18 protein-coding genes and 2 tRNA genes are annotated in these 24,748 nt (G+C 72.8%); 6 read left to right on the top strand and 14 right to left on the bottom strand.

What is annotated here, in order from left to right; all coding sequences use genetic code 11:
* Positions 1 to 3 precede the first annotated feature (3 nt).
* Positions 4 to 1,512: a bifunctional tetrahydrofolate synthase/dihydrofolate synthase gene (folC, locus tag AC5K6T_RS03110; protein ID WP_493205381.1), complete on the bottom strand. Its 1,509-nt coding sequence runs from the start codon at positions 1,510 to 1,512 to the stop codon at positions 4 to 6.
* Between the two features lie 659 nt (positions 1,513 to 2,171).
* On the bottom strand, positions 2,172 to 4,796 hold the full coding sequence (locus tag AC5K6T_RS03105; protein WP_493205379.1) for a valine--tRNA ligase: 2,625 nt from the start codon (positions 4,794 to 4,796) through the stop codon (positions 2,172 to 2,174).
* A 138-nt stretch (positions 4,797 to 4,934) separates the two neighbouring features.
* On the opposite strand from AC5K6T_RS03105, the gene AC5K6T_RS03100 reads away from it, so the two are divergent.
* The gene (locus AC5K6T_RS03100) at positions 4,935 to 5,888 is read left to right on the top strand and encodes a hypothetical protein (protein WP_493205377.1); all 954 of its coding nucleotides are present in this window, start codon (positions 4,935 to 4,937) and stop codon (positions 5,886 to 5,888) included.
* 222 nt (positions 5,889 to 6,110) lie between these two features.
* Here the strand turns inward: AC5K6T_RS03100 and clpX are convergent, their stop codons facing one another.
* The 5 genes from clpX to AC5K6T_RS03075 form a co-directional block, all read right to left on the bottom strand.
* A complete protein-coding gene (clpX, locus tag AC5K6T_RS03095; protein ID WP_493205376.1) occupies positions 6,111 to 7,397 on the bottom strand; it encodes an ATP-dependent Clp protease ATP-binding subunit ClpX in 1,287 nt (428 codons plus the stop codon).
* Positions 7,398 to 7,592: 195 nt separating this feature from the next.
* The gene (locus AC5K6T_RS03090) at positions 7,593 to 8,273 is read right to left on the bottom strand and encodes an ATP-dependent Clp protease proteolytic subunit (protein ID WP_493205375.1); all 681 of its coding nucleotides are present in this window, start codon (positions 8,271 to 8,273) and stop codon (positions 7,593 to 7,595) included.
* A 50-nt stretch (positions 8,274 to 8,323) separates the two neighbouring features.
* On the bottom strand, positions 8,324 to 8,929 hold the full coding sequence (locus tag AC5K6T_RS03085) for an ATP-dependent Clp protease proteolytic subunit (RefSeq protein ID WP_493207305.1): 606 nt from the start codon (positions 8,927 to 8,929) through the stop codon (positions 8,324 to 8,326).
* 649 nt (positions 8,930 to 9,578) lie between these two features.
* Positions 9,579 to 10,970 carry a trigger factor gene (gene tig, locus AC5K6T_RS03080; RefSeq protein WP_493205373.1) on the bottom strand — a complete coding sequence of 464 codons (1,392 nt, stop codon included), beginning with the start codon at positions 10,968 to 10,970 and terminating at the stop codon, positions 9,579 to 9,581.
* A 252-nt stretch (positions 10,971 to 11,222) separates the two neighbouring features.
* Positions 11,223 to 11,299, bottom strand: a tRNA-Pro gene (locus tag AC5K6T_RS03075).
* A gap of 166 nt (positions 11,300 to 11,465) precedes the next feature.
* Between AC5K6T_RS03075 and AC5K6T_RS03070 the strand changes: the two genes are divergently transcribed.
* Positions 11,466 to 11,536: transfer RNA gene (locus tag AC5K6T_RS03070), tRNA-Gly, on the top strand.
* Positions 11,537 to 12,277: 741 nt separating this feature from the next.
* Here AC5K6T_RS03070 and AC5K6T_RS03065 read toward each other — a convergent pair.
* On the bottom strand, positions 12,278 to 12,472 hold the full coding sequence (locus AC5K6T_RS03065) for a hypothetical protein (RefSeq protein WP_493205372.1): 195 nt from the start codon (positions 12,470 to 12,472) through the stop codon (positions 12,278 to 12,280).
* 569 nt (positions 12,473 to 13,041) lie between these two features.
* On the opposite strand from AC5K6T_RS03065, the gene AC5K6T_RS03060 reads away from it, so the two are divergent.
* Positions 13,042 to 14,241 carry an acyltransferase family protein gene (locus AC5K6T_RS03060; protein ID WP_493205370.1) on the top strand — a complete coding sequence of 400 codons (1,200 nt, stop codon included), beginning with the start codon at positions 13,042 to 13,044 and terminating at the stop codon, positions 14,239 to 14,241.
* 51 nt (positions 14,242 to 14,292) lie between these two features.
* On the opposite strand, the gene AC5K6T_RS03055 is transcribed toward AC5K6T_RS03060, so the two are convergent.
* On the bottom strand, positions 14,293 to 14,727 hold the full coding sequence (locus tag AC5K6T_RS03055; protein ID WP_493205368.1) for an HD domain-containing protein: 435 nt from the start codon (positions 14,725 to 14,727) through the stop codon (positions 14,293 to 14,295).
* 185 nt (positions 14,728 to 14,912) lie between these two features.
* The gene (locus AC5K6T_RS03050; protein WP_493205367.1) at positions 14,913 to 16,085 is read right to left on the bottom strand and encodes a SpoIIE family protein phosphatase; all 1,173 of its coding nucleotides are present in this window, start codon (positions 16,083 to 16,085) and stop codon (positions 14,913 to 14,915) included.
* A 171-nt stretch (positions 16,086 to 16,256) separates the two neighbouring features.
* On the opposite strand from AC5K6T_RS03050, the gene AC5K6T_RS03045 reads away from it, so the two are divergent.
* Positions 16,257 to 17,531, top strand: a complete 1,275-nt coding sequence (locus tag AC5K6T_RS03045) for a GNAT family N-acetyltransferase (protein WP_493205366.1) — start codon at positions 16,257 to 16,259, stop codon at positions 17,529 to 17,531.
* Positions 17,532 to 17,907: 376 nt separating this feature from the next.
* Here AC5K6T_RS03045 and AC5K6T_RS03040 read toward each other — a convergent pair whose 3' ends face one another.
* Together AC5K6T_RS03040 and AC5K6T_RS03035 are read right to left on the bottom strand one after the other, a co-directional pair.
* Positions 17,908 to 18,714, bottom strand: a complete 807-nt coding sequence (locus AC5K6T_RS03040; RefSeq protein ID WP_493205364.1) for an Fpg/Nei family DNA glycosylase — start codon at positions 18,712 to 18,714, stop codon at positions 17,908 to 17,910.
* 46 nt (positions 18,715 to 18,760) lie between these two features.
* Positions 18,761 to 19,246: a ribose-5-phosphate isomerase gene (locus AC5K6T_RS03035; RefSeq protein WP_493205363.1), complete on the bottom strand. Its 486-nt coding sequence runs from the start codon at positions 19,244 to 19,246 to the stop codon at positions 18,761 to 18,763.
* A 218-nt stretch (positions 19,247 to 19,464) separates the two neighbouring features.
* On the opposite strand from AC5K6T_RS03035, the gene AC5K6T_RS03030 reads away from it, so the two are divergent.
* Positions 19,465 to 21,072 (top strand): amino acid permease, encoded by a 1,608-nt coding sequence (locus tag AC5K6T_RS03030; RefSeq protein ID WP_493205361.1) that lies wholly within the window; start codon positions 19,465 to 19,467, stop codon positions 21,070 to 21,072.
* Between the two features lie 146 nt (positions 21,073 to 21,218).
* Here AC5K6T_RS03030 and AC5K6T_RS03025 read toward each other — a convergent pair whose 3' ends face one another.
* Positions 21,219 to 22,835 carry a serine/threonine-protein kinase gene (locus tag AC5K6T_RS03025; protein WP_493205359.1) on the bottom strand — a complete coding sequence of 539 codons (1,617 nt, stop codon included), beginning with the start codon at positions 22,833 to 22,835 and terminating at the stop codon, positions 21,219 to 21,221.
* Between the two features lie 316 nt (positions 22,836 to 23,151).
* Here AC5K6T_RS03025 and AC5K6T_RS03020 point away from each other — a divergent pair, with 316 nt between their 5' ends.
* Positions 23,152 to 23,925: a hypothetical protein gene (locus tag AC5K6T_RS03020; protein ID WP_493205357.1), complete on the top strand. Its 774-nt coding sequence runs from the start codon at positions 23,152 to 23,154 to the stop codon at positions 23,923 to 23,925.
* A gap of 85 nt (positions 23,926 to 24,010) precedes the next feature.
* Here AC5K6T_RS03020 and AC5K6T_RS03015 read toward each other — a convergent pair whose 3' ends face one another.
* A complete protein-coding gene (locus AC5K6T_RS03015) occupies positions 24,011 to 24,592 on the bottom strand; it encodes a biotin transporter BioY (RefSeq protein ID WP_493205355.1) in 582 nt (193 codons plus the stop codon).
* Positions 24,593 to 24,748: the final 156 nt, after the last annotated feature.

Genomic DNA, 24,748 nt, shown 5'->3' with positions numbered 1-24,748 from the left:
GGTTCAGCCCTTCCCCAGGAGCAGGCGGGCCTCGCCCACCGTGATGACGGATCCGGTGACCAGCACGCCGCCGCCGGCGAACTCGCCCTCCTCCTCGGCCAGCGTGATCGCGGCCTCCAGAGCGTCGGGCAGCCGCGGCTCGACCTGGACGCGCTCGTCGCCGAAGACCTCCACGGCGATCGCGGCCAGTTCGTCGGCGTCCATCGCGCGGTGGCTGGAGTTCTGGGTGACGACGACCTCCGCGAAGATCGGCTCGAAGGCCTCCAGCAGCCCGCGCACGTTCTTGTCGCCACTGGTGCCGACGACGCCGATCAGGCGGCTGAAGTCGAAGGCCTCCCCGACCGCGTCGGCGGTCACGCGGGCACCGGCGGGGTTGTGGGCGGCGTCCAGCACGACGGTCGGCGAGCGCCGCACCACCTCCATCCGGCCCGGCGTGGACACGGCCGCGAACGCCTTGCGCACGGTGTCGACGTCCAGCGGCTCGGCCCGCTGCGCCCCGACGCCGAAGAACGCCTCGACCGCGGCGAGCGCCACGGCGGCGTTGTGCGCCTGGTGGGCGCCGTGCAGCGGCAGGTACAGCTCGGGGTACTCGCCACCGAGCCCGCGCAGCGTGACGAGCTGGCCGCCGACGGCGACCTGCCGGGCGACGACCCCGAACTCCAGGCCCTCCCGGGCGACGGTGGCGTCGGCCTCGACGGCCTTCTTCAGGAGCACCTGGGCCGCGTCCACCGGCTGCTGCGCCATGATCACGGTGGCGCCGCTCTTGATGACGCCGGCCTTCTCGACCGCGATCTCGGCGGGGGTCCCGCCCAGCCGGTCGGTGTGGTCGAGGTCGATGGGGGTGACGACGGCGACGTCCGCGTCGATGACGTTGGTGGCGTCCCAGGAGCCGCCCATGCCGACCTCGACGACGGCCACGTCGACCGGCGCGTCCGCGAAGGCGGCGTAGGCCATGCCGGTGAGCACCTCGAAGAAGGAGAGCCGGAACTCCTGCTGGGCGTCGACCATCTCGACGTACGGCCTGATGTCGCGGTACGTCTCCACGAACCGCTCGGCGGAGGCCGGCGCGCCGTCGAGGCTGATGCGCTCGGTGATCGACTGCACGTGCGGCGAGGTGTAGCGGCCGGTGCGCAGTTCGAACGCGCCGAGCAGGGCCTCGATCATCCGGGCCGTCGACGTCTTGCCGTTGGTCCCGGTGATGTGGATCGACGGGTACGACCGCTGCGGCTCGCCCAGGACGTCCATCAGCGCGGCGATGCGGCTGACGGAGGGCTCCAGCTTGGTCTCGCCCCAGCGGGTGGCGAGCTCCGTCTCGACCTCGCGCAGGGCCTGGTCGACCTCGGGGTCGTCGGGCCGCCCGGGGACGTCCGCCTGCGGAGGTCCGCCCTGGGTGCGCAGGGTGCGGCTGCCGGCCTCGATCACCGCGAGGTCGGGGTCGCGTTCGGTCTCGGCCGAGATGATCTCGTCGAACGTGTCGAGGGGGTCGGGCTGGTCGTGGGTGGGGTCGCTCACGGAGCCAGTCTACGGAGCCGGGCCGGCGGCGGGCGCGTCGGCTCGACCCGTGCACGAGCTCCGCCCGGAGCCGGGGCTCTCGTACGCGGGTGGGCGGGGCGCCGTGAGCGGAGCGAGCGGCCGGCCCGGAGGGCGACCCGCGGGCGGCAGGCGACCCGCGGACGGCAGGCGGCCGACGGACGGCAGGCGGCAGGCGGCAGGCGGCAGGCGGCAGGCGGCAGGCGGACGGTGGGCGACCGACGGACGGTGGGCGACCCTCGGGCGGCAGGCGACCGACGGACGGCAGGCGACCCGCGGACGGCAGGCAACCGACGGACGGCAGGCGACCCGCGGACGGCAGGCAACCGACGGACGGCAGGCGACCCGCGGACGGCAGGCAACCGACGGACGGCAGGCGACCCTCGGGCGGCAGGCGGCAGGCGGGCGGTGGGCGACCGACGGACGGCAGGCGGCAGGCGGGCGGTGGGCGACCGACGGGCGGCAGGCGAGCGGGCGCACGGCTGCCGCGGGGGCGCCGCGCGGGAGCGTGCCCGTGCGCACATCGCTCCCGTGTGCCCGCGAGGTACGGCCCGCCCCGGTCGCCCCGTGCGCGCCGCAGCTTGCGTGCGGCGGTGCCGGGGCCGGGTCGTGGCCCGGCCCCGGTACCGCCGACGGACGCGTTACGGCCGGGGCAGCTTGTCCAGCTGGCTCTGGATCCGGGCGATGTCCTCGTCCGCCTTGGCGAGGCGGGTGCGGATCTTCTCGACGACCGGTTCGGGTGCCTTGGCCAGGAAGGCCTCGTTGCCGAGCTTGGCCTGGGCCTGCCCGCGCTCCTTCTCGGCCGCCGCGAGGTCCTTGGTGAGGCGCTTGCGCTCCGCGGTGACGTCGATGGTGCCGGACAGGTCCAGGGCCACCTCGGCGCCCGCGACGGGCAGCGTCGCCGTCGCCGTGAAGGAGTCGCCCTCCGGCTGCAGGCGCAGCAGCTGGCGGATGGCGGCCTCGTGTGCGGCGAGGGCCGTACCGTCGAGGGTGAGGCGGGCCGGGACGCGCTGGCCGGGCTGGAGGCCCTGGTCGGCGCGGAAGCGGCGGACCTCGGTGACGACCTGCTGGAGGTTCTCGATCTCGGCCTCGGCGGCCTCGTCGCGGAAGCCGCTGTCGGCCGGCCAGTCGGCGATGACGACGGACTCGCGGCCGGTCAGCGTGGTCCACAACGTCTCGGTGACGAACGGCATCACCGGGTGCAGCAGCCGCATCAGGACGTCGAGGACCTCGCCGAGGACCCGGCCGGAGACCTGAGCGCCCTCGCCGCCCGCCATGAACGTGGTCTTCGACAGTTCGACGTACCAGTCGAAGACCTCGTCCCACGCGAAGTGGTAGAGGGCCTCGCTGAGCTTGGCGAACTGGAAGTCGTCGTAGTGGGCGTCGACCTGGGCGACCGTCTTGTTCAGCCGGGACAGGATCCAGCGGTCGGCGGCGGACAGCTTCTCGGCCGGGGGCAGTTCGCCCTCGACCGTGGCGCCGTTCATCATCGCGAACCGGGTGGCGTTCCAGATCTTGTTGGCGAAGTTGCGGGACGCCTGGACCCAGTCCTCGCCGATGGGGACGTCGGTGCCCGGGTTGGCGCCCTTGGCGAGGGTGAAGCGGACGGCGTCGGAGCCGTAGGTGTCCATCCAGTCGAGCGGGTCGACGACGTTGCCGAACGACTTCGACATCTTCTTGCCGCGCTCGTCGCGGACCAGGCCGGTCAGGGCGATGGTCCTGAACGGGACCTGGCCGTCCATCGCGTACAGGCCGAACATCATCATCCGGGCGACCCAGAAGAAGATGATGTCGTGGCCGGTCAGCAGGACGTCGGTGGAGTAGAACTTCTCCAGGTCCGGGGTCCGCTCGGGCCAGCCGAGGGTGGAGAACGGCCACAGGCCGGAGGAGAACCAGGTGTCGAGGACGTCGGTGTCCTGGGTCCAGCCCTCGCCGGCGGGCGGCTGCTCGTCGGGGCCGACGCAGACGATCTCGCCGTCCGGGCCGTACCAGATCGGGATGCGGTGGCCCCACCACAGCTGGCGCGAGATGCACCAGTCGTTCATGTGGTCGACCCAGTCGAAGTAGCGCTTCGACATGTCGGCCGGGTGGATGGTGACGCGGCCGTCGCGGACGGCGTCCCCGGCGGCCCGGGCGAGCGGGCCGACCTTGACCCACCACTGCAGGGAGAGCCGGGGCTCGACGGTGGTCTTGCAGCGGGAGCAGTGCCCGACGGAGTGCATGTAGGGGCGCTTCTCGGCGACGATGCGGCCCTGCTCGCGCAGGGCGCCGACGACCGCCGAGCGGGCCTCGAAGCGGTCCAGGCCGAGGAACGGGCCGTGGACGGTGATGACACCGTGCTCGTCCATGATCGTCATGGCGGGGAGGCCGTGGCGCCGGCCGATCGCGAAGTCGTTCGGGTCGTGGGCGGGGGTCACCTTGACGGCGCCGGTGCCGAACTCGGGGTCGACGTGGGTGTCGGCGACGACCGGGATGGTGCGGTCGGTGAGCGGCAGCTTGATCTGCTTGCCGACCAGGTGGCGGTAGCGCTCGTCGTCCGGGTGGACGGCGACCGCGGTGTCGCCGAGCATGGTCTCCGCGCGCGTGGTGGCGACGACGACGGAGTCCTCGCCCTCGCCGTAGCGGATGGAGACCAGTTCACCGGCGTCGTCCTGGTACTCCACCTCGATGTCCGAGATGGCGGTCAGGCAGCGCGGGCACCAGTTGATGATGCGCTCGGCGCGGTAGATCAGCTCGTCGTCGTAGAGCTTCTTGAAGATGGTCTGGACGGCGCGGGAGAGCCCCTCGTCCATGGTGAACCGCTCGCGGGACCAGTCGACGCCGTCGCCGAGGCGGCGCATCTGGCCGAGGATCCGCCCGCCGTACTCCTCCTTCCACCGCCAGACCCGCTCGACGAACTCCTCGCGGCCCAGGTCGTGGCGGGACTTGCCCTCCTCGGCGAGCTGCTGCTCGACCTTGTTCTGGGTGGCGATGCCGGCGTGGTCCATGCCGGGCAGCCACAGCGCCTCGTGGCCCTGCATGCGCTTGCGGCGCGTGAGGGCGTCCATGAGCGTGTGCTGGAAGGCGTGGCCCAGGTGGAGCGAGCCGGTGACGTTCGGCGGGGGGATGACGATGGTGTAGGCGGGCTTGTCGCTCTTGGCGTCCGCGGTGAAGTACCCCTTGTCCACCCAGCGCTCGTACAGCGTCCCCTCTACCTCGGCCGGCACGTACTGGGTCGGCAGTTCGGTGGTGGGCGCTGGCGGCTGCTGCTGAGTGTTCTCGGTCACGGGGCTCAGTTTAGAGGTGTCACGGGCCCGTCCCGAAACCCGATTCCTTTGTAACGGTCGGCACCCTGCCCCCGTCGGCTTGGTGTGTCTGCGTCAGGATGGCCGGGACGCACAGGTATCCGGAGGGGAACCCCAGGGATGAGTCACAACCAGCCGGGCCCGTACGGCGGGCAGCCCCAGCAGCCGGGCCCCTACGGCGGGCAGCCCCCGCAGCAGCCCGGCCCGTACGGCGGGCAGCCGCAGGCGCCGCAGCCCGGCCCGTACGGCGGGCAGCCGCAGGCGCCGCAGCCCGGATACGGCTACCCCCGGCAGCCGCCCGCACCGCAGCAGGGCTACGGCTACCCGCAGCAGGCGCCCCAGGGGGTGCCGCCGCAGCCCGGTTACGGCCAGCAGCCCCCGTACGGCCAGGCCCCCTACGGCGTCCCGCAGCCGCCGGCTCCCGGCGGCGGCAGGAACAGGACCGGCCTGGTCGTCGGCGCGGTCGCGGTCGTCGCGGCCGTCGCGGTCGGCGCGTACTTCGTCCTCTCCGGCAGCCCCGGCTCGGACATCGCGGACGACGGCCCGCACAAGCTGATCACGCCGCAGACGGTGCTCACCGACTACCGGCAGTCCGACGACGCCGACAGCGGAGGCTTCGACGACCTGAAGGACGCCGAGAAGCACGGCGTCACGAACGCCAAGGACGTGCACTCGGGGTACCAGGCCGGGGACGAGTCCAACCCGCTGGCCATGAAGGTGCTCAACTTCATGGGCGTCTACGGCGAGATCGAGGACCCCGAGAAGGTCGTCGACGGGATGTTCGTCGAGATCAAGAAGGAGGCCTCCGCGGACACCGGTGAACTGGTGGGCTCACCGGAGGCGTTCGCCCTCGACGGGGCCGTCCTCAAGTGCCAGGCGACGACGATCAAGGACGACTCGGGGGAGGGCCCCGGGGAGATGAGCGTGCCGATCTGCATCTGGGGCGACCACAGCACCATCGGAGTCGCCATCCACGTCGAACTGGCCGACGCGCTGGCCGGCAAGCCGGCCGACCTGAAGGCGTCCTCGGAGCTGACCGCGAAGCTCCGCGAGGACGTCCGCGTCAAGGCCTGACGCCGCCGTACCGGCACCCGGACAGGGCCTCGGCCGACCGGCCCGGCCCGTGACGCCGCGGTGCGGGCGGGCTGTTGGCACGCGACGTACGTCCTTGGGCCGGCACCGGCGCCGGGAAGCACCACCCGGTCCGGCCGTGCCGGCCCGGCCCGAGGCCGTCCGGCAGCTGCGCGAGGGGCGCCCGGTGGGTGTCCACCGGGCGCCCCTCGCGTCGTGCCGCCGCTACGCCGACTTCTGCTCGCCCGAGCCCCGGCCGCGCGCGTCGCGCGGGATCAGGGTCGGGTTGACGTTGGAGTGCACCACCTCGGCGGTGATGACGACGCGGGCCACGTCCTTGCGGGAGGGCACTTCGTACATCACCGACATCAGCACCTCCTCCATGATGGCGCGCAGCCCGCGCGCGCCGGTCTGGCGGAGGATGGCCTGGTCGGCGATGGCCTCCAGCGCCTCCCGCTCGAAGTCCAGTTCCACGCCGTCGAGTTCGAAGAGCCGCTGGTACTGCTTGACCAGGGCGTTGCGCGGCTCCACCAGGATCTGCAGGAGCGCCTCGCGGTCGAGGTTGTGGACCGAGGTGATGACCGGCAGACGGCCGATGAACTCGGGGATCATGCCGAACTTGACCAGGTCCTCGGGCATGACGTCCTCGAACTGGTCCTTGGACTCCAGCTCGCGCTTGGAGCGGATCGTCGCGCCGAAGCCGATGCCCTTGGCACCCGCGCGGGACTCGATGATCTTCTCCAGGCCGGCGAAGGCACCGCCCACGATGAACAGCACGTTCGTCGTGTCGATCTGGATGAACTCCTGGTGCGGGTGCTTGCGTCCGCCCTGCGGCGGCACCGATGCCGTGGTGCCCTCCAGGATCTTCAGCAGCGCCTGCTGGACGCCCTCGCCCGACACGTCGCGCGTGATGGAGGGGTTTTCACTCTTCCGCGCGACCTTGTCGATCTCGTCGATGTAGATGATGCCGGTCTCGGCCTTCTTGACGTCGTAGTCGGCGGCCTGGATGAGCTTGAGCAGGATGTTCTCGACGTCCTCGCCCACATAGCCGGCCTCGGTGAGCGCGGTGGCGTCGGCGATGGCGAACGGCACGTTCAGCATGCGCGCCAGGGTCTGCGCGAGGAGGGTCTTGCCGGAGCCGGTGGGGCCGAGCAGCAGGATGTTGGACTTGGCGAGCTCGATGGCGTCCTCGCGGCCGGCCGCGCCGCCGTTCTCGCCGGCCTGGACCCGCTTGTAGTGGTTGTAGACCGCGACCGACAGGGCCTTCTTGGCGGCCTCCTGGCCGACCACGTAGCCCTCCAGGAACTCGTAGATCTCGCGCGGCTTGGGGAGTTCCTCCCAGCGCACCTCGCTGGTCTCCGCGAGCTCTTCCTCGATGATCTCGTTGCAGAGATCGATGCACTCGTCGCAGATGTACACACCAGGGCCTGCGATGAGCTTCTTGACCTGCTTCTGGCTCTTGCCGCAGAACGAGCACTTGAGCAGATCGCCGCCGTCACCGATGCGTGCCACGGTGTGCTTCCCCTTCGCCTGGGAGACGCCTGGAGGCTTTCGCCGCCAGCGGCTCCTGGTGCTGCCTTATTCCGACGGTACCTTGCCGAGCCCCCCGTTCGGGCCCCCCTTGGCAGGGTTCACTTTGACGTGCACCTTGTCGCGCACCGGGTGAGACCCTGCCGAGGGGCGGCAGACGATACTTCCGTGCCCGCCTCAGCGGACGGAGCCGTTGTTCATCTTCCGGGTGGAGATGATCTGGTCGACCAGGCCGTACGACAGCGCGTCCTCGGCCGTGAGGATCTTGTCGCGCTCGATGTCCTCGCGGATCTTCTCGATCGGCGTGGTGGAGTGCTTGGCCAGCATCTCCTCCAGCTGCGAGCGCATCCGCAGGATCTCGTTGGCGGCGATCTCCAGGTCGGAGACCTGGCCGCGGCCGGTCTCGCTGTAGGGCTGGTGGATCAGCACGCGGGCGTTCGGCAGCGCCATGCGCTTGCCGGGCGTGCCCGCGGCCAGCAGCACCGCGGCGGCGGAGGCCGCCTGGCCCATGCACACCGTCTGGATGTCCGGCTTGACGAACTGCATCGTGTCGTAGATCGCCGTGAGCGCGGTGAAGGAGCCGCCGGGGCTGTTGATGTAGATCGAGATGTCCCGGTCGGGGTCCATCGACTCCAGGCACAGCAGCTGCGCCATCACGTCGTTGGCGGACGCGTCGTCGATCTGGACGCCGAGGAAGATCACGCGCTCCTCGAAGAGCTTCGAGTACGGGTTGTACTCGCGGATGCCCTGGGAGGTCCGCTCGATGAAGCTCGGCAGGACGTAGCGGGACTCGGCGGCCGGACCCGTGTACTCGGCGCGCATGCGGTCGTACAGGCCGCTGCCGGGGAACTCGTTCACTGTGTGTCTCCTAGGGGCTGAAGCGGTCGGCTGGGGGCTGTGCAGGGGGCTCAGGCCCCGGTGCCGCCGCCGCCCGGCATACCGGCGGCCGTCGGGATGACGTCGTCGATGAGGCCGTACTCCTTGGCCTCGAAGGCGTCGAACCAGCGGTCGCGGTCCGAGTCGCGGGTGATCTGGTCGACCGTCTGGCCGGTGTGCAGGGCGGTGAGCTCGGCCATGCGCTTCTTGGTGTGCAGCAGCCGCTCGGCGTGGATCTTGATGTCCGAGGCCGAGCCCGCCAGACCGGCGGAGGGCTGGTGGATCAGGATCTCCGCGTTCGGCAGCGCGAACCGCTTGCCCGGCGTGCCGGCGCTGAGGAGGAACTGGCCCATGGACGCCGCGAGGCCCATGGCGATGGTGACCACGTCGTTCTTGATGAACTGCATGGTGTCGTAGATCGCCATGCCGGCCGTGATCGAGCCGCCGGGGCTGTTGATGTACAGGAAGATGTCCTTGTCCGGGTCGGCGGCAAGGAGCAGCAGCTGCGCGGTGATCTTGTTCGCGATGTCGTCGTCGACCGGTTGGCCGAGGAAGATGATCCGCTCGTTGAGCAGCCGGTTGTAGACATGGTCGCCGAGGCCACCGCCGATGGAGGGCTCGCCGGCGGCGGAGGGCATCAGATTCGTCACGTATCCACCTGCTCGTCTTGCGACGGCGCCGGGCCGTCTCACGTGTACTACGTATTCATGGACCCTAACGCCGGAGCCGTCCGGGGGAATCCCGGTAACGGGAGTGTTCGCCGGGGGCGTAGCGGGGTCCGGCCGCCGGCGACGCGGCCCGTGGCGGCAGCCTCGGCCGGGCGGGCCGGGACACGCCGGGGGCGCGGCGCGCGGGGCGGCGGGTGGGGCGGCGCGGGGCGGCGGGTGGGGCCGCGTCCGGCGGACGGGACCGTGCGGGGTGCCGCACGGCGCGGATGTCCGGGCCCCGGGGCGCGCGGGTGGGCGCGGTGGGGCGGGGTGGGGCGGGGTGGGGCGGGGTGCGCCGGTGCCCCGGGGCACGCATCCGGGTGTCCGGGGCCGCGTGCGCGGGCCCGGCTGTGCGGCTGTGCGGCTGTCCGGCTGTGCGGACCCGCCCGAACGGTCCGGGCCGGGTGCCGGAGACCGGGTCCGGGCCGGGGCCGCCGGGCAGGTCCGGCACCTGGACCGGGCCGGCCGGGGGCCGGCCGGGCCTGGCTGCCCGGACAGCGCACGGACCCCGGGTCACATGTACCCGGGGTCCGTCCGAAGCGTGCTGCTCAGGTGCCGTGCGGCTCAGATGCCGTGCGGCTCAGGCCTCCGGCTTCTCCTCCGCGGCGGGCTGGGTGCCCTCGGCGGCCTCGACGGTCTCCGTGGCGGCCTCGGTCTCGTCCTCGTCCTCCAGGTCGACGACCTCACCGTTGGTGTCCTTGACGGTGGCGGCCTCGACGACGACGGCCAGGGCCTTGCCGCGGGCGACCTCGCCGACCAGGAGCTGCACCTGGTTCTGCTGCACGACGGCCTGGGCGAACTGGTCCGGGGACATGCCGGAGGAGGCGGCCCGGCGCATCAGGTGCTCGGTCAGCTCGTCCTGGTTGACGTTGAGCTTCTCGGTCTTGACGAGCTCGTCGAGGACGAACTGGGTCTTGATGCCCTTGACCGCGGCCTCGCGGGTCTCGGTCTCGAACTCCTCGGCGGTCTTGCCCTGGAGCTCCAGGTACTTGTCGAGATCGAGGCCCATCTGGCCGAGCTGGTGGTGCTCCAGGCTGTGCTTGCGGGTGTTGATCTCGTCCTCGAGGAGCTTCTCGGGGACGGGCACCTCGACGAGCTCCAGCAGCTTCTCCAGGACGCGCTCCTGGGCCTGCGTGGCCTGGTCGAACTGCTTCATCCCGGCCAGCCGCTTGCGGCTGTCGGCCCGCAGCTCCTCCAGGGTGTCGAACTCGGAGGCGAGCTGCGCGAAGTCGTCGTCCAGCTCGGGCAGTTCACGCGCGGCGACCTGGGTCACCTTGACGGTGATCTCGGCCTCCTTGCCGGCCGCGGAGCCGCCCTTGAGCTCGGAGGTGAAGGTGGCCTCGCCACCGGCCTCCAGGCCCTTCACGGCGTCGTCGATGCCGTCGAGGAGCTCGCCGGAGCCGATCGTGTAGGAGACGCCGTCGGCGACACCGTCGGCCAGGACCTCTCCGTCGACCTTGGCCTGCAGGTCGATCGTGATGACGTCGCCGTCCCCGGCGGCGCGCTCGACCGGGGAGGTGGAGGCGAAGCGCTCGCGGAGCTGCTCCACGGCCTTCTCGACGTCCTCGTCGGTGACCTCGACCGCGTCGACCTCGACCTCGATGCCGGAGTAGTCCGGGATCTCGATCGCCGGGCGGACGTCGACCTCGGCGGTGAAGTTCAGCGTCTCGCCGTCCTTCAGCTCCGTGATGTCGACCTCGGGCTGGCCCAGCACGTCGATCTCGGCCTCGCCGACGGCGGCCGTGTAGAACTTCGGCAGCGCGTCGTTGACGGCCTCCTCCAGCACGGCGCCGCGGCCGAACCGCTGGTCGATGACCCGGGCGGGGATCTTGCCCTTGCGGAAGCCCTTCACCGTGACCTGCTGGTTGATCTTCTTGTACGCCGCGTCGAGGCTGTCCTTGAGCTCCTCGAAGGGCACCTCGACAGTGAGCCGAACCCGGGTCGGGTTCAGGTTCTCAACGGCGCTCTTCACGGTTCGGTCTCCTTGATGGCTGACTTCTGGATTCTGCCGGGGCCAGACTGGTCCGGCGGATTTCGCCGCCCGGAGGACTTCGTACGAGACATACGGGGTACGAGACATACGGGCGCGCAGCTTGCATAGTAACCGCAGCCGCCGAACGCCCCAAAAGGCGATCACCGCGGGCATCGCACGGACGAGCGCGCGAGGGGAACGCGGGAGAAGCCCGGAGAGCGTCCGCGGGATCAGGCGGCGGGAACGCGCGAGTGGTCGGGGTGGCGGGATTTGAACCCACGGCCTTCCGCTCCCAAAGCGGACGCGCTACCAAGCTGCGCCACACCCCGTCTGGTGCGACACGTAGGGTACATGCCCGCAGGCAGCGGGGCCGCCGCATTCACGCAGGTGCCCCACGGGTCTCGCCGCCGGGCCGGAAACGGGTGTGCGGCCACGGGGTTCGACCCGCTACGATGCCTGCAGTGCCGCGGCCTTCGGACCTGCGGCGCGTCCCGTGCGGGCGTAGCTCAATGGTAGAGCCCTAGTCTTCCAAACTAGCTACGCGGGTTCGATTCCCGTCGCCCGCTCTGTAGGGCTCAGGGCCAGGTCGGAGGATGTCTCCTCGGCCTGGCCCTGAGTGTTTCCGGGACCTCGGCCGGCCCGTCGTGTCCCTCGTGTGCCCCGTGTGTCCCGTGTGCCCCTTCGGCTTCCGGCCTCGCGGTCACGGCCCGGCAGACACGACGTCGGGCCGTGACCGTCGAGGCCCGCCCCTCCCCGGGCGGCTCTCCCCCGACGGCGCCCCGCCGTCCTGCCGCCGGCGCCCGCCGGGCGTCCCGCCGGCCGCGACGCCCGGAGGAGCTTCCCGGGGCGCCCTCGGCAGGGCGGCGAAGCGGGCGGCGGCCGCGGGGACCGGACCCCGGGCGGCTTCCTGGAGGCTCGGCGGGCGTGGGTGACCGGTGCCCCGGGGTGGTACGCGAGCCACGGCCAGGAGTTCCCGCCCCGGGGACCGGACATTCCCGGCCCCGGCCCTGAGCGCAGCGCGGTTCCACGGGTGACGCCGCGTCCTTGGCGGTCCCCCGCAGGAGCGGCGGCACGCCGCGCCCCGGGCCCGGGGGGGGTCCGAGCAGCGCCGTCCCCCGCACGGGGGACGGCGAGCCGTGCGGGCCGCCCGGGCGCCGCAGACGGCGGGTCCGCTCGCGGACGGCGGCACGGTGCCGCGCGCGGGTCGGCCTCCCGCAGCACCCTGTCCGCGCCGTCCCGGTCCCGCCCGGCCCGTGACCAGGTCCGGGCACAGCCGCATCGCGCCGGGGACCGGCCCGCGCACCGGGTCAGAAGCTGATCGAGTTGATCGTCTCCGCTATCGAGTCGAGGAAGCGCTGGATCGACGGGGCCATCCCGGTGGAGGCGAGGAAGAACCCGAAGAGCATCGCGACGATGGCCGGCCCGGGTTTGATGGAGCCACCCCGCATCAGCACCACCAGGATGATCGCCAACAGCAGCACCACTGACAGCGAAATGGCCACAACTGATCACACCCTTGATCCGGTCCAGCTCTCCCGCCGGAAGCGCTGCTCGGACGCGCCCCCGCCAGAACCATCGTGCCACCAACCACATCAGGCTATGCGGCCCGTGACGCATCGTCGGCAGACCGGTGTTCGACCGGAGGCGCCACCGCCGCCCGGCCGGGGCGCGGCCGTCCCGCGATCTGCGGGCGAAGGGCGCGTGCGGAACGGGGCGTTGCGCGGCGGCCGGTACGGGAATGCGATTCCCTGTCCGCGGTCGGCCCCCACCCCCTCCCGGCCGCCTCCGCCGGCCCGCTCTCCGACAACTCCCCTGCCGCTTGCGCCCGACGGCATTCCCGCCGTCCCGCGAGATCCTTTTCCCGGCCCGACCCGCCGTCGTTCCGGATTCCGCACATCGTTTCCACGGGAGATCCCAAGACGCGCACACCTCTCGCACAGCTGACTGTTATGAGCGCTTTACCCCGGGCGAACAAGGACACTTCGGGCGGGAGTCGGGAACACGGCCACGGAAATCGGCTCTGACGTCGGGAGTTGTACGCCGTCGCCGATACGACGCTAGGCTCCCTCAGATGTTCCACGCTGTGACGACCCCCCACCACACGCACGGCCACCACAGAACATCCCTTCCCCCACACCGCGACGCGTTCTTCGACAATGCGAAGTACCTGGCGATCGTGCTGGTGGCCGTGGGCCACGCCTGGGAGCCGCTGAACGGTGACAGCCGGGTCCTGGCGGCCGCCTACACGGTGGTGTACGCGCTCCACATGCCGGCGTTCATCGTCGTCTCCGGCTACTTCTCCCGGAACTCCGACCTGCGCCCGGACCGCGTCAGGCGACTGGTCACCGGCATCCTCGTGCCGTACCTCGTGTTCGAGACGGCGTACTCGCTGTTCGCACGGTTCGCCGGCGACGAACCCGGCCGGCCGGTCTCGCTGCTCGACCCCTGGTACCTGACATGGTTCCTGGTCGCCTTGTTCGTGTGGCGGCTGACCACACCTGTGTGGAGGCTGATCCGCCACCCGGTGCCGGTCGCGCTCGGCATCGCCATGCTCGCGTCCGTCTCCCCGGAGATCGGCAACGACCTGGACCTCCAGCGGGTGCTGCAGTTCCTGCCGTACTTCGTGCTGGGGCTGTGCCTGAAGCCCGGGCACTTCCGCGGGGTGCGCCGCCGCGCGGTGCGGTTGGCCGCGCTGCCCGTGTTCGCCGCCGCGTTCGCCGCGGCCTGGTGGATCGTGCCGCGCACCACGACCGCGTGGCTGTACCACCGCGACTCCGCACAGGAACTCGGCGCGCCCTGGTGGTACGGACCGCTGCTGCAGCTCGCGCTGTTCGGCTGCTCGGTGGTGCTGGCCGCGGGGTTCCTCGCCTGGGTGCCGGGCCGCCCGCTGTGGTTCACCGCGTTGGGCGCGGGCACGCTGTACGGCTACCTGCTGCACGGCTTCCTCACCAAGTCCGGCGACTACTACGGCTGGTACCGGCCGGCCTGGCTGCACGGGCCGCTCGGTGCACTGACCGTGACCGTGGTGGCGGCCGCCGCCGTGACGGTGCTGTGCTCGCCGCCCGTCCGGCGGGTCTTCCGGTGCGTGGTCGAGCCGCGGATGGAATGGGCGTTCCGCCCGGACCCCGCGGAGCCGGCCCGGGAACGGGAACGGCAGCCGGACCGGCGGCCGGGGCGGCAGGAGGACCAGCGGCCGGGGCAGCCACCGGGTCCGGTGCGGGCGCGGCAGTCGGAGCAGCCCGCCCCGCACCGGGAGCGCCAGCGCGTGTGACGGCCGGGGCCGGCGTGCGGCGCCCCGCCCGCGCCCGCGTCCCGGGAGCCCTCACAGGCCGAGCAGCCCGCGCGTCCTCGCGTACTTCTCGGTCAGCCGCAGCCGTGTCGGGGCGTCCAGGCGGGCCAGCCGCACCGGGTCCGTGTTGTGGGCCAGGTCGGCCTGTTTGACCAGGAGCGCGCCGGGGGTGGCGAGGACACGGGCGGCGTAGTCCTGCGGGGACTCCCCCGGCCGCTTGGTGACGGCGAGCACGATGTCCCGCGTGCGGCGGCTCAGCGCGGCCTCGGCGAGGCCCTGTTCGGACAGCACGTCGTCCTCGACGGCGTCGTGCAGCCAGGCGGCGGCGATCTGGTCGCGGTCGCCGCCGAGGGCGCGGACACCGGCGGCGACCGCGGCGAGGTGCTCGGCGTAGGGGCGACCGGACTTGTCGGTCTGGGACGCGTGGAGGTCCCGGGCGAGGGCCTCCACCTCGGCAAGGGTGAGCACGTCGGGCTGCTCCCGTCAGGCGGACTGGGCTTCGGGCGGACTGGGCTTCGGACGGAACGGGCTTCGGACGGAGCGGACTTCGGACGGAACGGGCTTCGGACGGAACGGGCTTCGGGCGACCCGGCTTCAGGCGGAACGGGCGGGCGGAACGGCTTCAGGCGGAACGGGCTTCGGGCCAGCCGGCTTCAGGCGGACTGGGCGGTCGGGCCCTCGCGGCAGATGAGCAGCAGGGCGCGGTCGTCGTTGACGTCCTTCGCGACGGCCTCGATCAGATGCCAGGCGGCGCCGCGGAATCCGGCGGCGACATAGCGGTCGGCCTCGCCGGTGAGCCGGTCGATGCCCTCGACGATGTCCCGCTCGGCGGTCTCCACCAGCCCGTCGGTGAACAGCATGAGGACGTCACCCGGGCGCAGCACGCCCTTGACGGGGTCGAACTGGGCGCCGTCGTACACGCCGAGGAGCGGCCCTTCGGCGGCCTTCTCCTCCCAGCGGCCGCTGCCGGCGCTGAGCTGGAGTCCGGGCGGGTGGCCCGCCGAGTACAGCTCGTAGTCGCCGGAGTCGAGGTCGAGGACCAGGTGGATGGAGGTGGCGAAGCCCTCGTCCCAGTCCTGGCGGAGCAGGTAGCCGTTGGCGGCCGGCAGGAAGGCGTGCGGGGGCAGGGAGCCCAGCAGGCCGCCGAAGGCCCCGGACAGCAGCAGGGCGCGCGAGCCGGCGTCCATGCCCTTGCCGGAGACGTCGGTGAGGACGACCTCCAGGGTGCGGCCGCCCCCGGTGCGGGCCGCGACGACGAAGTCGCCGGAGAAGGACTGCCCGCCAGCGGGCCGCAGCGCCATCTCGTGGTGCCAGCCGCGCGGCAGCTTGGGCAGCCGGCTCTGGGTGCGGATGCGTTCGCGCAGGTCGAACAGCATGGTGCCGCCGCGCCGCCAGGGCACGCCGACCCGGCTGCGGAACTGGGCGATGAGCAGCCCGAAGAAGCCGCATGCGGCGACCACCAGCACGACGCCCGGGGTGACCCGGGACGGGCCCTGGGTGTACGGGCCGAGGCGGACGGACTCCACGATCAGCGCGGTGGCAGCGGCCGCGTACAGGCCGAGCAGGCTCGCCGGACGCAGCAGCAGGCCCCCCGCGACGATGGGCAGAACCAGCGCGGAGGGGGCGCACCAGACCGGGTTCGCGAGGGTGGTGGCGGCGATGAGCGGGACGGTCAGCAGCAGCCCGGCCAGGGCGACCCAGTCGGAGCCGTCGCCGCGGAAGTAGTCGACGGCGCTTTTGCGCAGGCCGACGCGGGCCCGGTGCCACAGCACGCGCACCCGGGCCGGGAACGTCTGGGCGGCTGCGCGCCGCTGTCGTCCTGCCATCGTCCGGACCCTATCCACCCGACCGGCCGCCTGGCACGGGAGGTCCCACTTGTCCCCCGTCCGGGACCGGCCACAGCCGTGGGTCCCAGTGAACTGCACGGGCGGCCGGCCTGCCCCGCACACGCGGAAAACGAATAGCTCGTCCCGCATTGCGCTGATAGGGATGGCGGTATGACGTTCAAGAACACGGTGACGACGCGTACGGCGCCGGTGGTACGGGAACTGCGGCCCGACGAGTGGGATTCGTGGTACAGCCATCTGATGCGCGCCTTCGGCGGGCCCCCGGAGCCGGCTGAGGAGCAGCGGCTGTGGCGGGACCTTTCCCGGCCCGATCTGTCCGGGCCCGCCCGGTTCCTGGGCGCCTGGGACGGGCCGGAGTGCGTGGGCACGGCCGGGGCGTTCACGTTCCGGATGACGGTGCCGGGCGGTGCCGCGGTGCCGGCGGCGGGGGTCACGGGGGTGAGCGTGGCGGCCACGCACCGCCGGCGGGGGCTGCTGACGGCGATGATGCGCCGGCAGCTGGACGACGTCCGCTCCTGGGGCGAGCCGCTGGCGGTGCTGACGGCGTCGGAGCCGGACATCTACGGCCGGTTCGGCTACGCCGCGGCGAGCTTCTCGCTCAGCGCGGAGATCGACACCGGCCGGGTGGTGCTGTCGGCGCCGGCCGGGACCGACGAGGTGTCGGTGCGGTACGCGGAGCCGTCCGCGGTGCTCGACGCGTGCGAGGCGGTCTACGCGGGGCTGGTGCCCGGCCGTCCGGGGATGCTCGTGCGGCATCCGGGCTGGGAGCGGCTGGGGCTGCTGGACGGGGACGCGCACCGGGAGGGCGGCTCGCCGCTGCTGTGCGTGGTCGCGGAGCGGGACGGCGCGGTGGCCGGGTACGCCCGGTTCCGTACGAAGCCGCAGTGGGGGCCGGCGGGCCACGACGGCACGGTGACGCTGTCGGAGCTGGCGGGGGCGGATCCGGCGGCCGACGCGGCGCTGTGGCGGTTCCTGCTCGGGATGGACCTGACGACGCGGCTGGTGGTGCGGGGGCGGCCGGTGGACGAGGCCTGGCAGTACCAGGTGTCGGACATCCGACGGTGTCTGCCGCGCACGCGGGACTCGTTGTACGTGCGTCTGGTGGACGTGGGGGCGGCGCTGGAGGCGCGCACGTACCAGGCGCCGGTGGACCTGGTGTTCGAGGTGGAGGACGCGTTCTGCCCGTGGAACGGCGGGCGTTGGCGGCTGTCCGGCGACTCCAAGGGCGCGGTGTGCGAGCGCACCCGGGACGCGGCCGACGTCGCCCTGTCGGTGCGGGAGCTGGGCGCGGCCTATCTGGGCGGGGTTTCGCTCGCGGCGCTGGCCGCGGCGGGCCGGGTCCGTGAGCTGCGGGAGGGCGCGCTGACGCAGGCCGCGGTGTCCTTCGGCTCCCCGGTGGCCCCCTGGCTCCCGCACGGTTTCTGACCGGAGGGTCGCCGGGCGCGGCGGCCCTCCCGAGGGGCGCGGGGAACGGCGCGGCCGGCCACGGCGGCGGGTCGCCGCAGGACACCGGCTGCCGGACACCGGCTGCCGGACGCCGCGCCCGGCCCCCGCGCTCCGATGCCGGCCCGGGCGACACCCCGTGGGGCGCGGGAAACCGCGCGACCGGCCACCACGGCGAGCCGGCCGGAGAACCACCGGCAGCGGGTCGCCGGGGCGAGCACGCCGGCACCGGCCCGGCCGACGCCCTCCAGGGGGCGCGGGGAGCCGGCGCGGCCGGGCCCGGGTCCGGCCGGCTTCGTGCCGTCGGCCGCAGGCCCGCGCCGCGGTCGGCGGCGCGGCCACCCGCGGGCGGACCGGGTCAGCGCCGCTGGCAGCCCGGGCACCAGAAGAGGTTGCGGGCGGCGAGAGCGGCGGTGCGGATCTCGCCGCCGCAGATGTGGCAGGGCCGGTTCGCCCGGCGGTAGACGTAGACCTCGCCGCCGTGGTCGTCGACGCGGGGCGGGCGGCCCATCGCCTCGGGGGTGTGTTCCGGGCGGACGGTGTCGATGCGGTTGTGCCGCACGCCCTCACGCATCAGGCCGGCCAGGTCGGCCCAGACCGCCTCCCACTCGGCGGGGGTGACGTCCCTTCCGGCCCGGTAGGGGTCGATGCCGTGCCGGAAGAGGACCTCGGCGCGGTAGACGTTGCCGACCCCGGCGATCACCTTCTGGTCCATCAGCAGGGCGGCGATCGTGGTGCGGCTGCGGGAGATCCTGCGGTACGCGGCCGCGGGCTCGGCGTCCGCGCGCAGCGGGTCGGGACCGAGCCGGTCGTGTATCGCGCGCTTCTCGGCGTCCGTGATCAGCGCGCAGGTGGTGGGCCCGCGCAGGTCGACGTACGAGGCGTCGTTCGCCAGCCGCAGCCGGACGGTGTCCGTGGGCGGGGGTGCGGGGGCGCCGCCGAAGGCCACCTTGCCGAACAGGCCCAGGTGGATGTGGATCCAGGACGCGGCGAAGCCGAGGAAGAGGTGCTTTCCGTGGGCGTCGGCGGTGTGCAGGACGCCGCCGTCGAGGAGGGCGGCGGCGTCGCTGAACTTGCCCTGGGGGCTGGTCACCCGGGAGGCGGTGCCGGAGAAGGCGGCGGCGTAGTCCTCGGCCAGCCGGTGGATCGTGTGCCCTTCCGGCACGGTGTGTTCCGCCTTCCTGCGTCCGCGGGCGGGGTGCCCCCGATGCCTACTGCTGCGGGTGGTGGGCCGGGATCGGCGGGAGGTCGCCGGTGGTCTCGTACGCCGAGAGCATGTCGATGCGGCGGATGTGCCGCTGGTCCTCGGAGAACGGCGTGTTCAGGAAGATCTCGACGAACTTCGTCGCCTCGTCCCGGGTGTGCATGCGCGCCCCGACGGCGACGACGTTGGCGTTGTTGTGCTCGCGGCCGAGCGCGGCGGTCTGCTCGCTCCACGCGAGGGCCGCGCGGACGCCCTTGACCTTGTTCGCGGCGATCTGCTCGCCGTTGCCGGAGCCGCCGATGACGATGCCGAGGGTGCCGGGGTCCGCGGCGGTGCGCTCCGCGGCACGCAGGCAGAACGGCGGGTAGTCGTCCTGGGCGTCGTAGATGTGGGGCCCGCAGTCGACGGGCTCGTGCCCTGCCGCCCTGAGCCATTCGACGAGGTGGTTCTTGAGTTCGTAGCCCGCATGGTCGGAGCCGAGATACACGCGCATGGGAGGAGTGTGTCATGCGCGGGCGGTGGGCGGCGGGCCGGGTGCTGGACCGGCATGGCCGAGATGGAACCTGTAAAACCTCAGGAAAGCCTCAAGTAGCGATCAAGTTTCGAAGGTTCACTCATATCGTTACCTCCGATTCACTGGATCGACTCGTGATCCGGTCCCCTGATCGCACACGAGGACTTTCTCTCCCCCGGCGCAAAGGAAATCCATCCATGACCTCGCAGCCGACCCCGGCGAAGGCCGCCGGCGATCCCGGCTCCGGCCTCCAGGCGGGACTCAAGAACCGGCATCTGTCGATGATCGCCATCGGCGGTGTGATCGGTGCCGGACTGTTCGTGGGCTCCAGCTCCGGCATCGCCGCGGCCGGCCCCGGCATCCTGCTGTCGTACGCGCTCGTCGGCACGCTCGTGGTGCTGGTGATGCGGATGCTCGGCGAGATGTCCGCGGCCAACCCGTCGTCCGGCTCCTTCTCCGCACACGCCGACCGGGCGCTCGGCCGCTGGGCCGGCTTCTCCATCGGCTGGCTGTACTGGTTCTTCTGGGTGGTCGTGCTCGCCGTCGAGGCGACCGCGGGCGCCGCGATCCTGGAGGGGTGGATCCCCGCCGTCCCGCAGTGGGCGTGGGCGCTGATCGTGATGGTGGTGCTGACCGCCACCAACCTGGTCTCGGTGGGCTCCTACGGCGAGTTCGAGTTCTGGTTCGCCGGCATCAAGGTCGTCGCGATCGCCGCGTTCGTCGTCGTCGGCGGCCTCGCGGTGTTCGGGGTGCTGCCCGGCGCGGACAGCGACCGGGCAGGGCTGTCCAACCTGACCGGGCACGGCGGCTTCCTGCCGAACGGGCCCGGCGCCGTCCTGACCGGTGTGCTGCTCGTCGTGTTCTCCTTCATGGGCAGCGAGATCGCCACCCTGGCCGCGGGCGAGTCCGAGGACCCGCAGCGCGCGGTCACCAAGTCGACCAACAGCATCATCTGGCGCATCGGCGTCTTCTACCTGGGCTCGGTCTTCGTCGTGGTGTGCCTGCTGCCGTGGAACGACCCGGCCATCGAGAAGGACGGCTCCTACGTCGCCGCGCTGGACTCCCTGGGCATCGCGCACGCCGGGCAGATCATGAACTTCATCGTGCTGACCTCGGTGCTGTCCTGCCTCAACTCCGGCCTGTACACGGCCTCGCGGATGGCGTTCTCGCTCGGCCGGCGCGGTGACGCGCCGCAGGCGTTCGCCCGGACCACCGCGAGCGGTGTGCCGCGGACGGCGATCCTGGTCTCCGTGGTGTTCGGCTTCGTCGCGGTGTTCTTCAACTACAAGTTCCCCGACTCCGTCTTCCTCTTCCTGGTCAACTCCTCCGGAGCGGTCGCCCTGTTCGTGTGGCTCGTCATCTGCTTCTCGCAGCTGCGCATGCGGAAGATCCTCCAGGCGGAGGCGCCGGAGAAGCTCGTGGTGCGGATGTGGCTGTACCCGTACCTGACCTGGGCGGCGGCCGCGCTCATCGTGTTCGTCCTCGGCTACATGCTCACCGACACCGAGCACGACGGCCGCGAGACGGTGCTGCTGTCGCTGCTGGTCGCCGCGGGCGTGCTGGCGGTCGGTGCGGTCCGGCAGCGGCGGGGCGCGGGCCGTCCCGCCGCCCCGGCGACGGTCACGCACGGCACGGCCGACGGCACGACGGCGCGCACCACGGCGGGCACCACGGCAGGCACCACGGCAGGCACGACGACGGGCACCGCGGCGGCAGGTACGGCCGACGGCACGGCGGCAGGTACGGCCGACGGCACGGCGGCAGGTACGGCCGACGGCACGGCGGACCGCGTCCGCACCGGCTGATCCCGGCCGGATCCGGTCGGGCGAGCGGCCCGGCGAAGGGCCCTGCGGCGGTGCCGGACGCTCTTGACCAACAGCGTCCGGTGCCGCCGCGGGGCCCTTCGCCGGGCCGGACCCACCGGACCGCGCCCCTCGGCGGCCCGCCGGGCTCACAGGACGGTGAAGGTGTCCCTGACCTCCTCGTAGACCTCCAGCGCCCGCGGCTCGGCGTGCGGCTGGTACCAGGTGTTGATCTGGTACGACGTGCCGTCCTGGTCGAACCCGAGCAGCCGGGCGTGCCAGGGGACGCCGCCGAGGGTGAAGGTGTACTCCCACACGACGGCCGGCCGGCCGCGGAACTCCGTCTCCGCCAGGCGGATCTTGCGGTAGTCCCGCCCCTGGTGGGCGTTCTGCTCCGAGGTCCGCCAGGTCTCCATGAGGTCGCCGCGGGCCAGGGCGGACTTGGCCACGAGTTCCTGGGTCCCGTCGGGGGCGGTGTAGTGCACCTCGGCGCCCGTCTTCACGTCCCGCCGCCACCCCTCGGGCGGGACCCAGGCGTAGCCGCCGGCCTCCCGGCGCGCCCCGGGCGGAAGGCTCGGCGGCCGGGAGGTGCCCTCCACGGTGGCCGGCCCGGAAGCCCCGGTCGAGGCGGGCCCCCCGGACGCCCCGGACCGTGCCGGGGCCGCCGACGCCGTGGCGGTACCGCCGGGAGCGCGGCCGTCGCCGTGCGGCGGTCCGGAGGTGGTCGCGGTGAGGGCGACCGCTGCGACGGCCGCCACGGCGGCCGCACCCACCACGGCGGCGACGGCGACACGGCGGCGAACGCGCGGCCGGGCGGCACCCGCAACGGGCGCCGACACCACAGGCGGGGACACCACGGGCGGGGACACCACAGGCGGGGACACCACGGGCGGGGACGCCACGGGCGGGGCGGGCGAGTGCGGCTGCGGCTGCGGCGGGTGCGGGGGCGCAGGCCGGGTCAGCGTCACCGTCGGGGACTGCTCCGGATGCGCGAGCGGCCGGAGCGCCGCCTCCAGGTCGTCCAGCGTCGGCCGGGCGTCGGGGTCCTTGGCCAGCAGCGCGGTCAGCACGGGCCGCAACGGGCCCGCGGCGGCCGGGATCCGGGGCTCCTCGTGGAGCACCGCGTGCAGAGTGGCCAGGGTGGTGCCCCGGGAGAACGGCGAGCTGCCGCTCAGCGCGGCCGCGAGGGTCGCGCCGAGGGACCAGAGGTCGGACGGCGGGCCCTGGGGCCGCCCCGAGACGCGCTCGGGAGCCATGTAGTCGGGCGAGCCGACCAGCATGCCGACCATGGTGAGCGCCTTGGCGTCCTGGATCGCGGCGATGCCGAAGTCGGTGAGCACGACGCGCTGTCCGGCCGCCTCGATCAGCACGTTGCCCGGCTTGATGTCACGGTGCAGCACTCCGCGGGCGTGCACCTGGCACAGCGCGGCGACCAGGCCCAGTCCGGTGCGGGCGGCCTCGCGCGGGCCGAGCGGGCCCTGCTCGGCGATGATCCGCTCCAGGGAGCGGCCGGCCACCAGTTCCATCACGATCCACAGGCGCTCCCCCTCGTCCACCACGTCGTACACGCGGACCACGTTGGGGTGGTCGATGCGGGCGGTGGCCCGCGCCTCGCGCAGGGTGCGCTCGCGGCGGGTGCGCGCGTCCTCGGGGTCCTCGGGGCCCCGCCCGCCGATGCGGATCTCCTTGATCGCGACCGACCGGTCGAGCACGGCGTCCGCCGCTCGCCACACCCGCCCCATTCCGCCCTGGCCGATGCTCTCCACCAGCCGGTAGCGCCCGCCGACCGCCGTTCCCGAAGGCCCGCCCTGCCGCGCACCCCCCGGCGCCCCCGCGCTTCCCGGGTTTCCCGCGCTTCCCGCATTCTCCGCGTTTCCCGGGTTTCCCGCGCTTCCCGTATTCCCCGCGTTTCCCGCTTCTCCCGTACCGCCCGGCAATTCGCTGCACCCCCTCAACGACGCCTCGCACAGCCCCTATTGAAACACAACGGTCACACATGGAGGCATAGCGGCCGAAGTCCGGGAAATCTTGTGGTACCTCTTCGAGTACGTCGAATTCAGGCGCGGGACAAGGGGGGCGAACATGGGTTCACGTCGTAGGGCCGTGACGGGCTCGCTGGTCACGGCGGCATTCTCGGCGGTGGTGATGCTGTCGGCGACGGCTGCCGCGGATGATCAGGGGTCCGGGAGCGACAAAGGAGGAAAGCCGGTCGACACAGCGCCGGACGGTGTCGAACTGACGACTCTGCTGCCCGAGCGGATCTCCGTCGACAACACCACGGAAAAGACCAGGATCACCGCCACGGTGAAGAACGACGGCACAGCACGGAGCGGTGACATCAGGCTTCTCGTCGTCGGTTTCAACGGTCTTGAGGTGAAAGGAGTGAAGGGCTGTTCGCGGTTGGCCCGGGGCGACCTCCCGGAGGGCTCGAACAGCGGTTACAGCTGTGCCGTGGGCGGGCTCGCGGCCGGGGCGGCCATGACGTACACGGTCGACGCGGTGTACGACCTGGACGGGACCGGGAAGATCTGTCTGCCGGTGCAGAGCGCCGACGGCAGCCGGACGTTCTGGCAGCAGGGGCCGGTCCCGTTCGGCACGGTGAACCCCTCGCCGAACGCGCCCGCCACGCCCCTGCTGCTGGGCACGGACAACCAGCCGGTGGTGCCGGGCGGCGAGGAGCTGCCGCGGACCGGGGCGGCCGGGAAGCAGGTGCTGCCCCTCGGCGCCGCGGGCGCGGGGCTGCTCGTGGCGGGCGCGGCCGGGCTGTGGTGGTCGCGGCGGCCGCGGCACACCCTCGGTGCGGCCGCCGCCGGCCCCGCCGGGGGCCCGACCCCGGAAGCGGACCCGGGCGTCTGACCGCCGCCTCGCCCCGGGAAGCGGCGTGGAGGCCCGCCGGGCGCTCCGGCGGGCCTCCAACGCAGGCCGGGCGGGGTACGGACGGTCAGCGCCTCACCAGCTTCCAGGCGGCGGGCAGCAGGCCCATCGCCAGGGCGGCCTTGAGGGCGTCGCCGATCAGGAACGGCACGAGGCCCGCGTCGATCGCGGCCGAGGCGGACATGTCCTTGGCCAGCGCCAGGTACGGCACGCCGACCGCGTAGATGAGCGCCTCGCCGAGCAGCATCGCGCCGGCCGTGCGCAGCACCGAGCGGTCGGCGCCGCGGCGGGCCAGGGCGCCGACGACGGTGGAGGCGAGGACCATGCCGAGGATGTAGCCGAAGGAGGGGATGCCGGCACCGGAGGCACCGTCGGCGAACCACGGCACGCCCGCGACGCCCGCCAGCGCGTACAGCACGAGGGAGAGGAAGCCCCGGCCCGCGCCGAGGGTCGTGCCGACGAGCAGCGCGGCGAAGGTCTGGCCGGTCACCGGGACCGGGGTGCCGGGGACGGGCACCGCGATCTGGGCGGCGAGGCCGGTCAGGGCGGCGCCGCCGACGACGAGCGCGAGGTCGCGGACACGGGTGGCCGGCAGCAGGTCGGCGAGGACCTGCCCCGGACGGACGGGGGCGGCGACGGCGGTGCTCATGGGGACTCCGCGGAGGGTGGGGGCAGTTCGGGGACACGGCGACGCTATCCCAGCGCTCTCGGCACGATCACCGTCAGCGATCGACAAAGGGCCGAGCGCGAGCTTGGTGGGCTCTCGACAAAGGCGACTCCTGACACCCGGTGCAGGGTGATGCTG

This window comes from Streptomyces sp. B8-7, assembly GCF_058833805.1.
The sequence above is the reverse complement of the archived record's forward strand: the minus strand, read 5'-3'. Positions and strand labels throughout refer to the sequence as shown.

Coding starts and splice junctions, on each gene's coding strand:
- AC5K6T_RS03100 (WP_493205377.1), top strand. CDS start 4,935: ATGAGTCACAACCAGCCGGGCCCGTACGGCGGGCAGCCCCAGCAGCCG.
- AC5K6T_RS03085 (WP_493207305.1), bottom strand. CDS start 8,929: ATGCCCTCCGCCGCCGGCGAGCCCTCCATCGGCGGTGGCCTCGGCGAC.
- AC5K6T_RS03060 (WP_493205370.1), top strand. CDS start 13,042: ATGTTCCACGCTGTGACGACCCCCCACCACACGCACGGCCACCACAGA.
- AC5K6T_RS03050 (WP_493205367.1), bottom strand. CDS start 16,085: ATGGCAGGACGACAGCGGCGCGCAGCCGCCCAGACGTTCCCGGCCCGG.
- AC5K6T_RS03045 (WP_493205366.1), top strand. CDS start 16,257: ATGACGTTCAAGAACACGGTGACGACGCGTACGGCGCCGGTGGTACGG.
- AC5K6T_RS03035 (WP_493205363.1), bottom strand. CDS start 19,246: ATGCGCGTGTATCTCGGCTCCGACCATGCGGGCTACGAACTCAAGAAC.
- AC5K6T_RS03030 (WP_493205361.1), top strand. CDS start 19,465: ATGACCTCGCAGCCGACCCCGGCGAAGGCCGCCGGCGATCCCGGCTCC.
- AC5K6T_RS03020 (WP_493205357.1), top strand. CDS start 23,152: ATGGGTTCACGTCGTAGGGCCGTGACGGGCTCGCTGGTCACGGCGGCA.
- AC5K6T_RS03015 (WP_493205355.1), bottom strand. CDS start 24,592: ATGAGCACCGCCGTCGCCGCCCCCGTCCGTCCGGGGCAGGTCCTCGCC.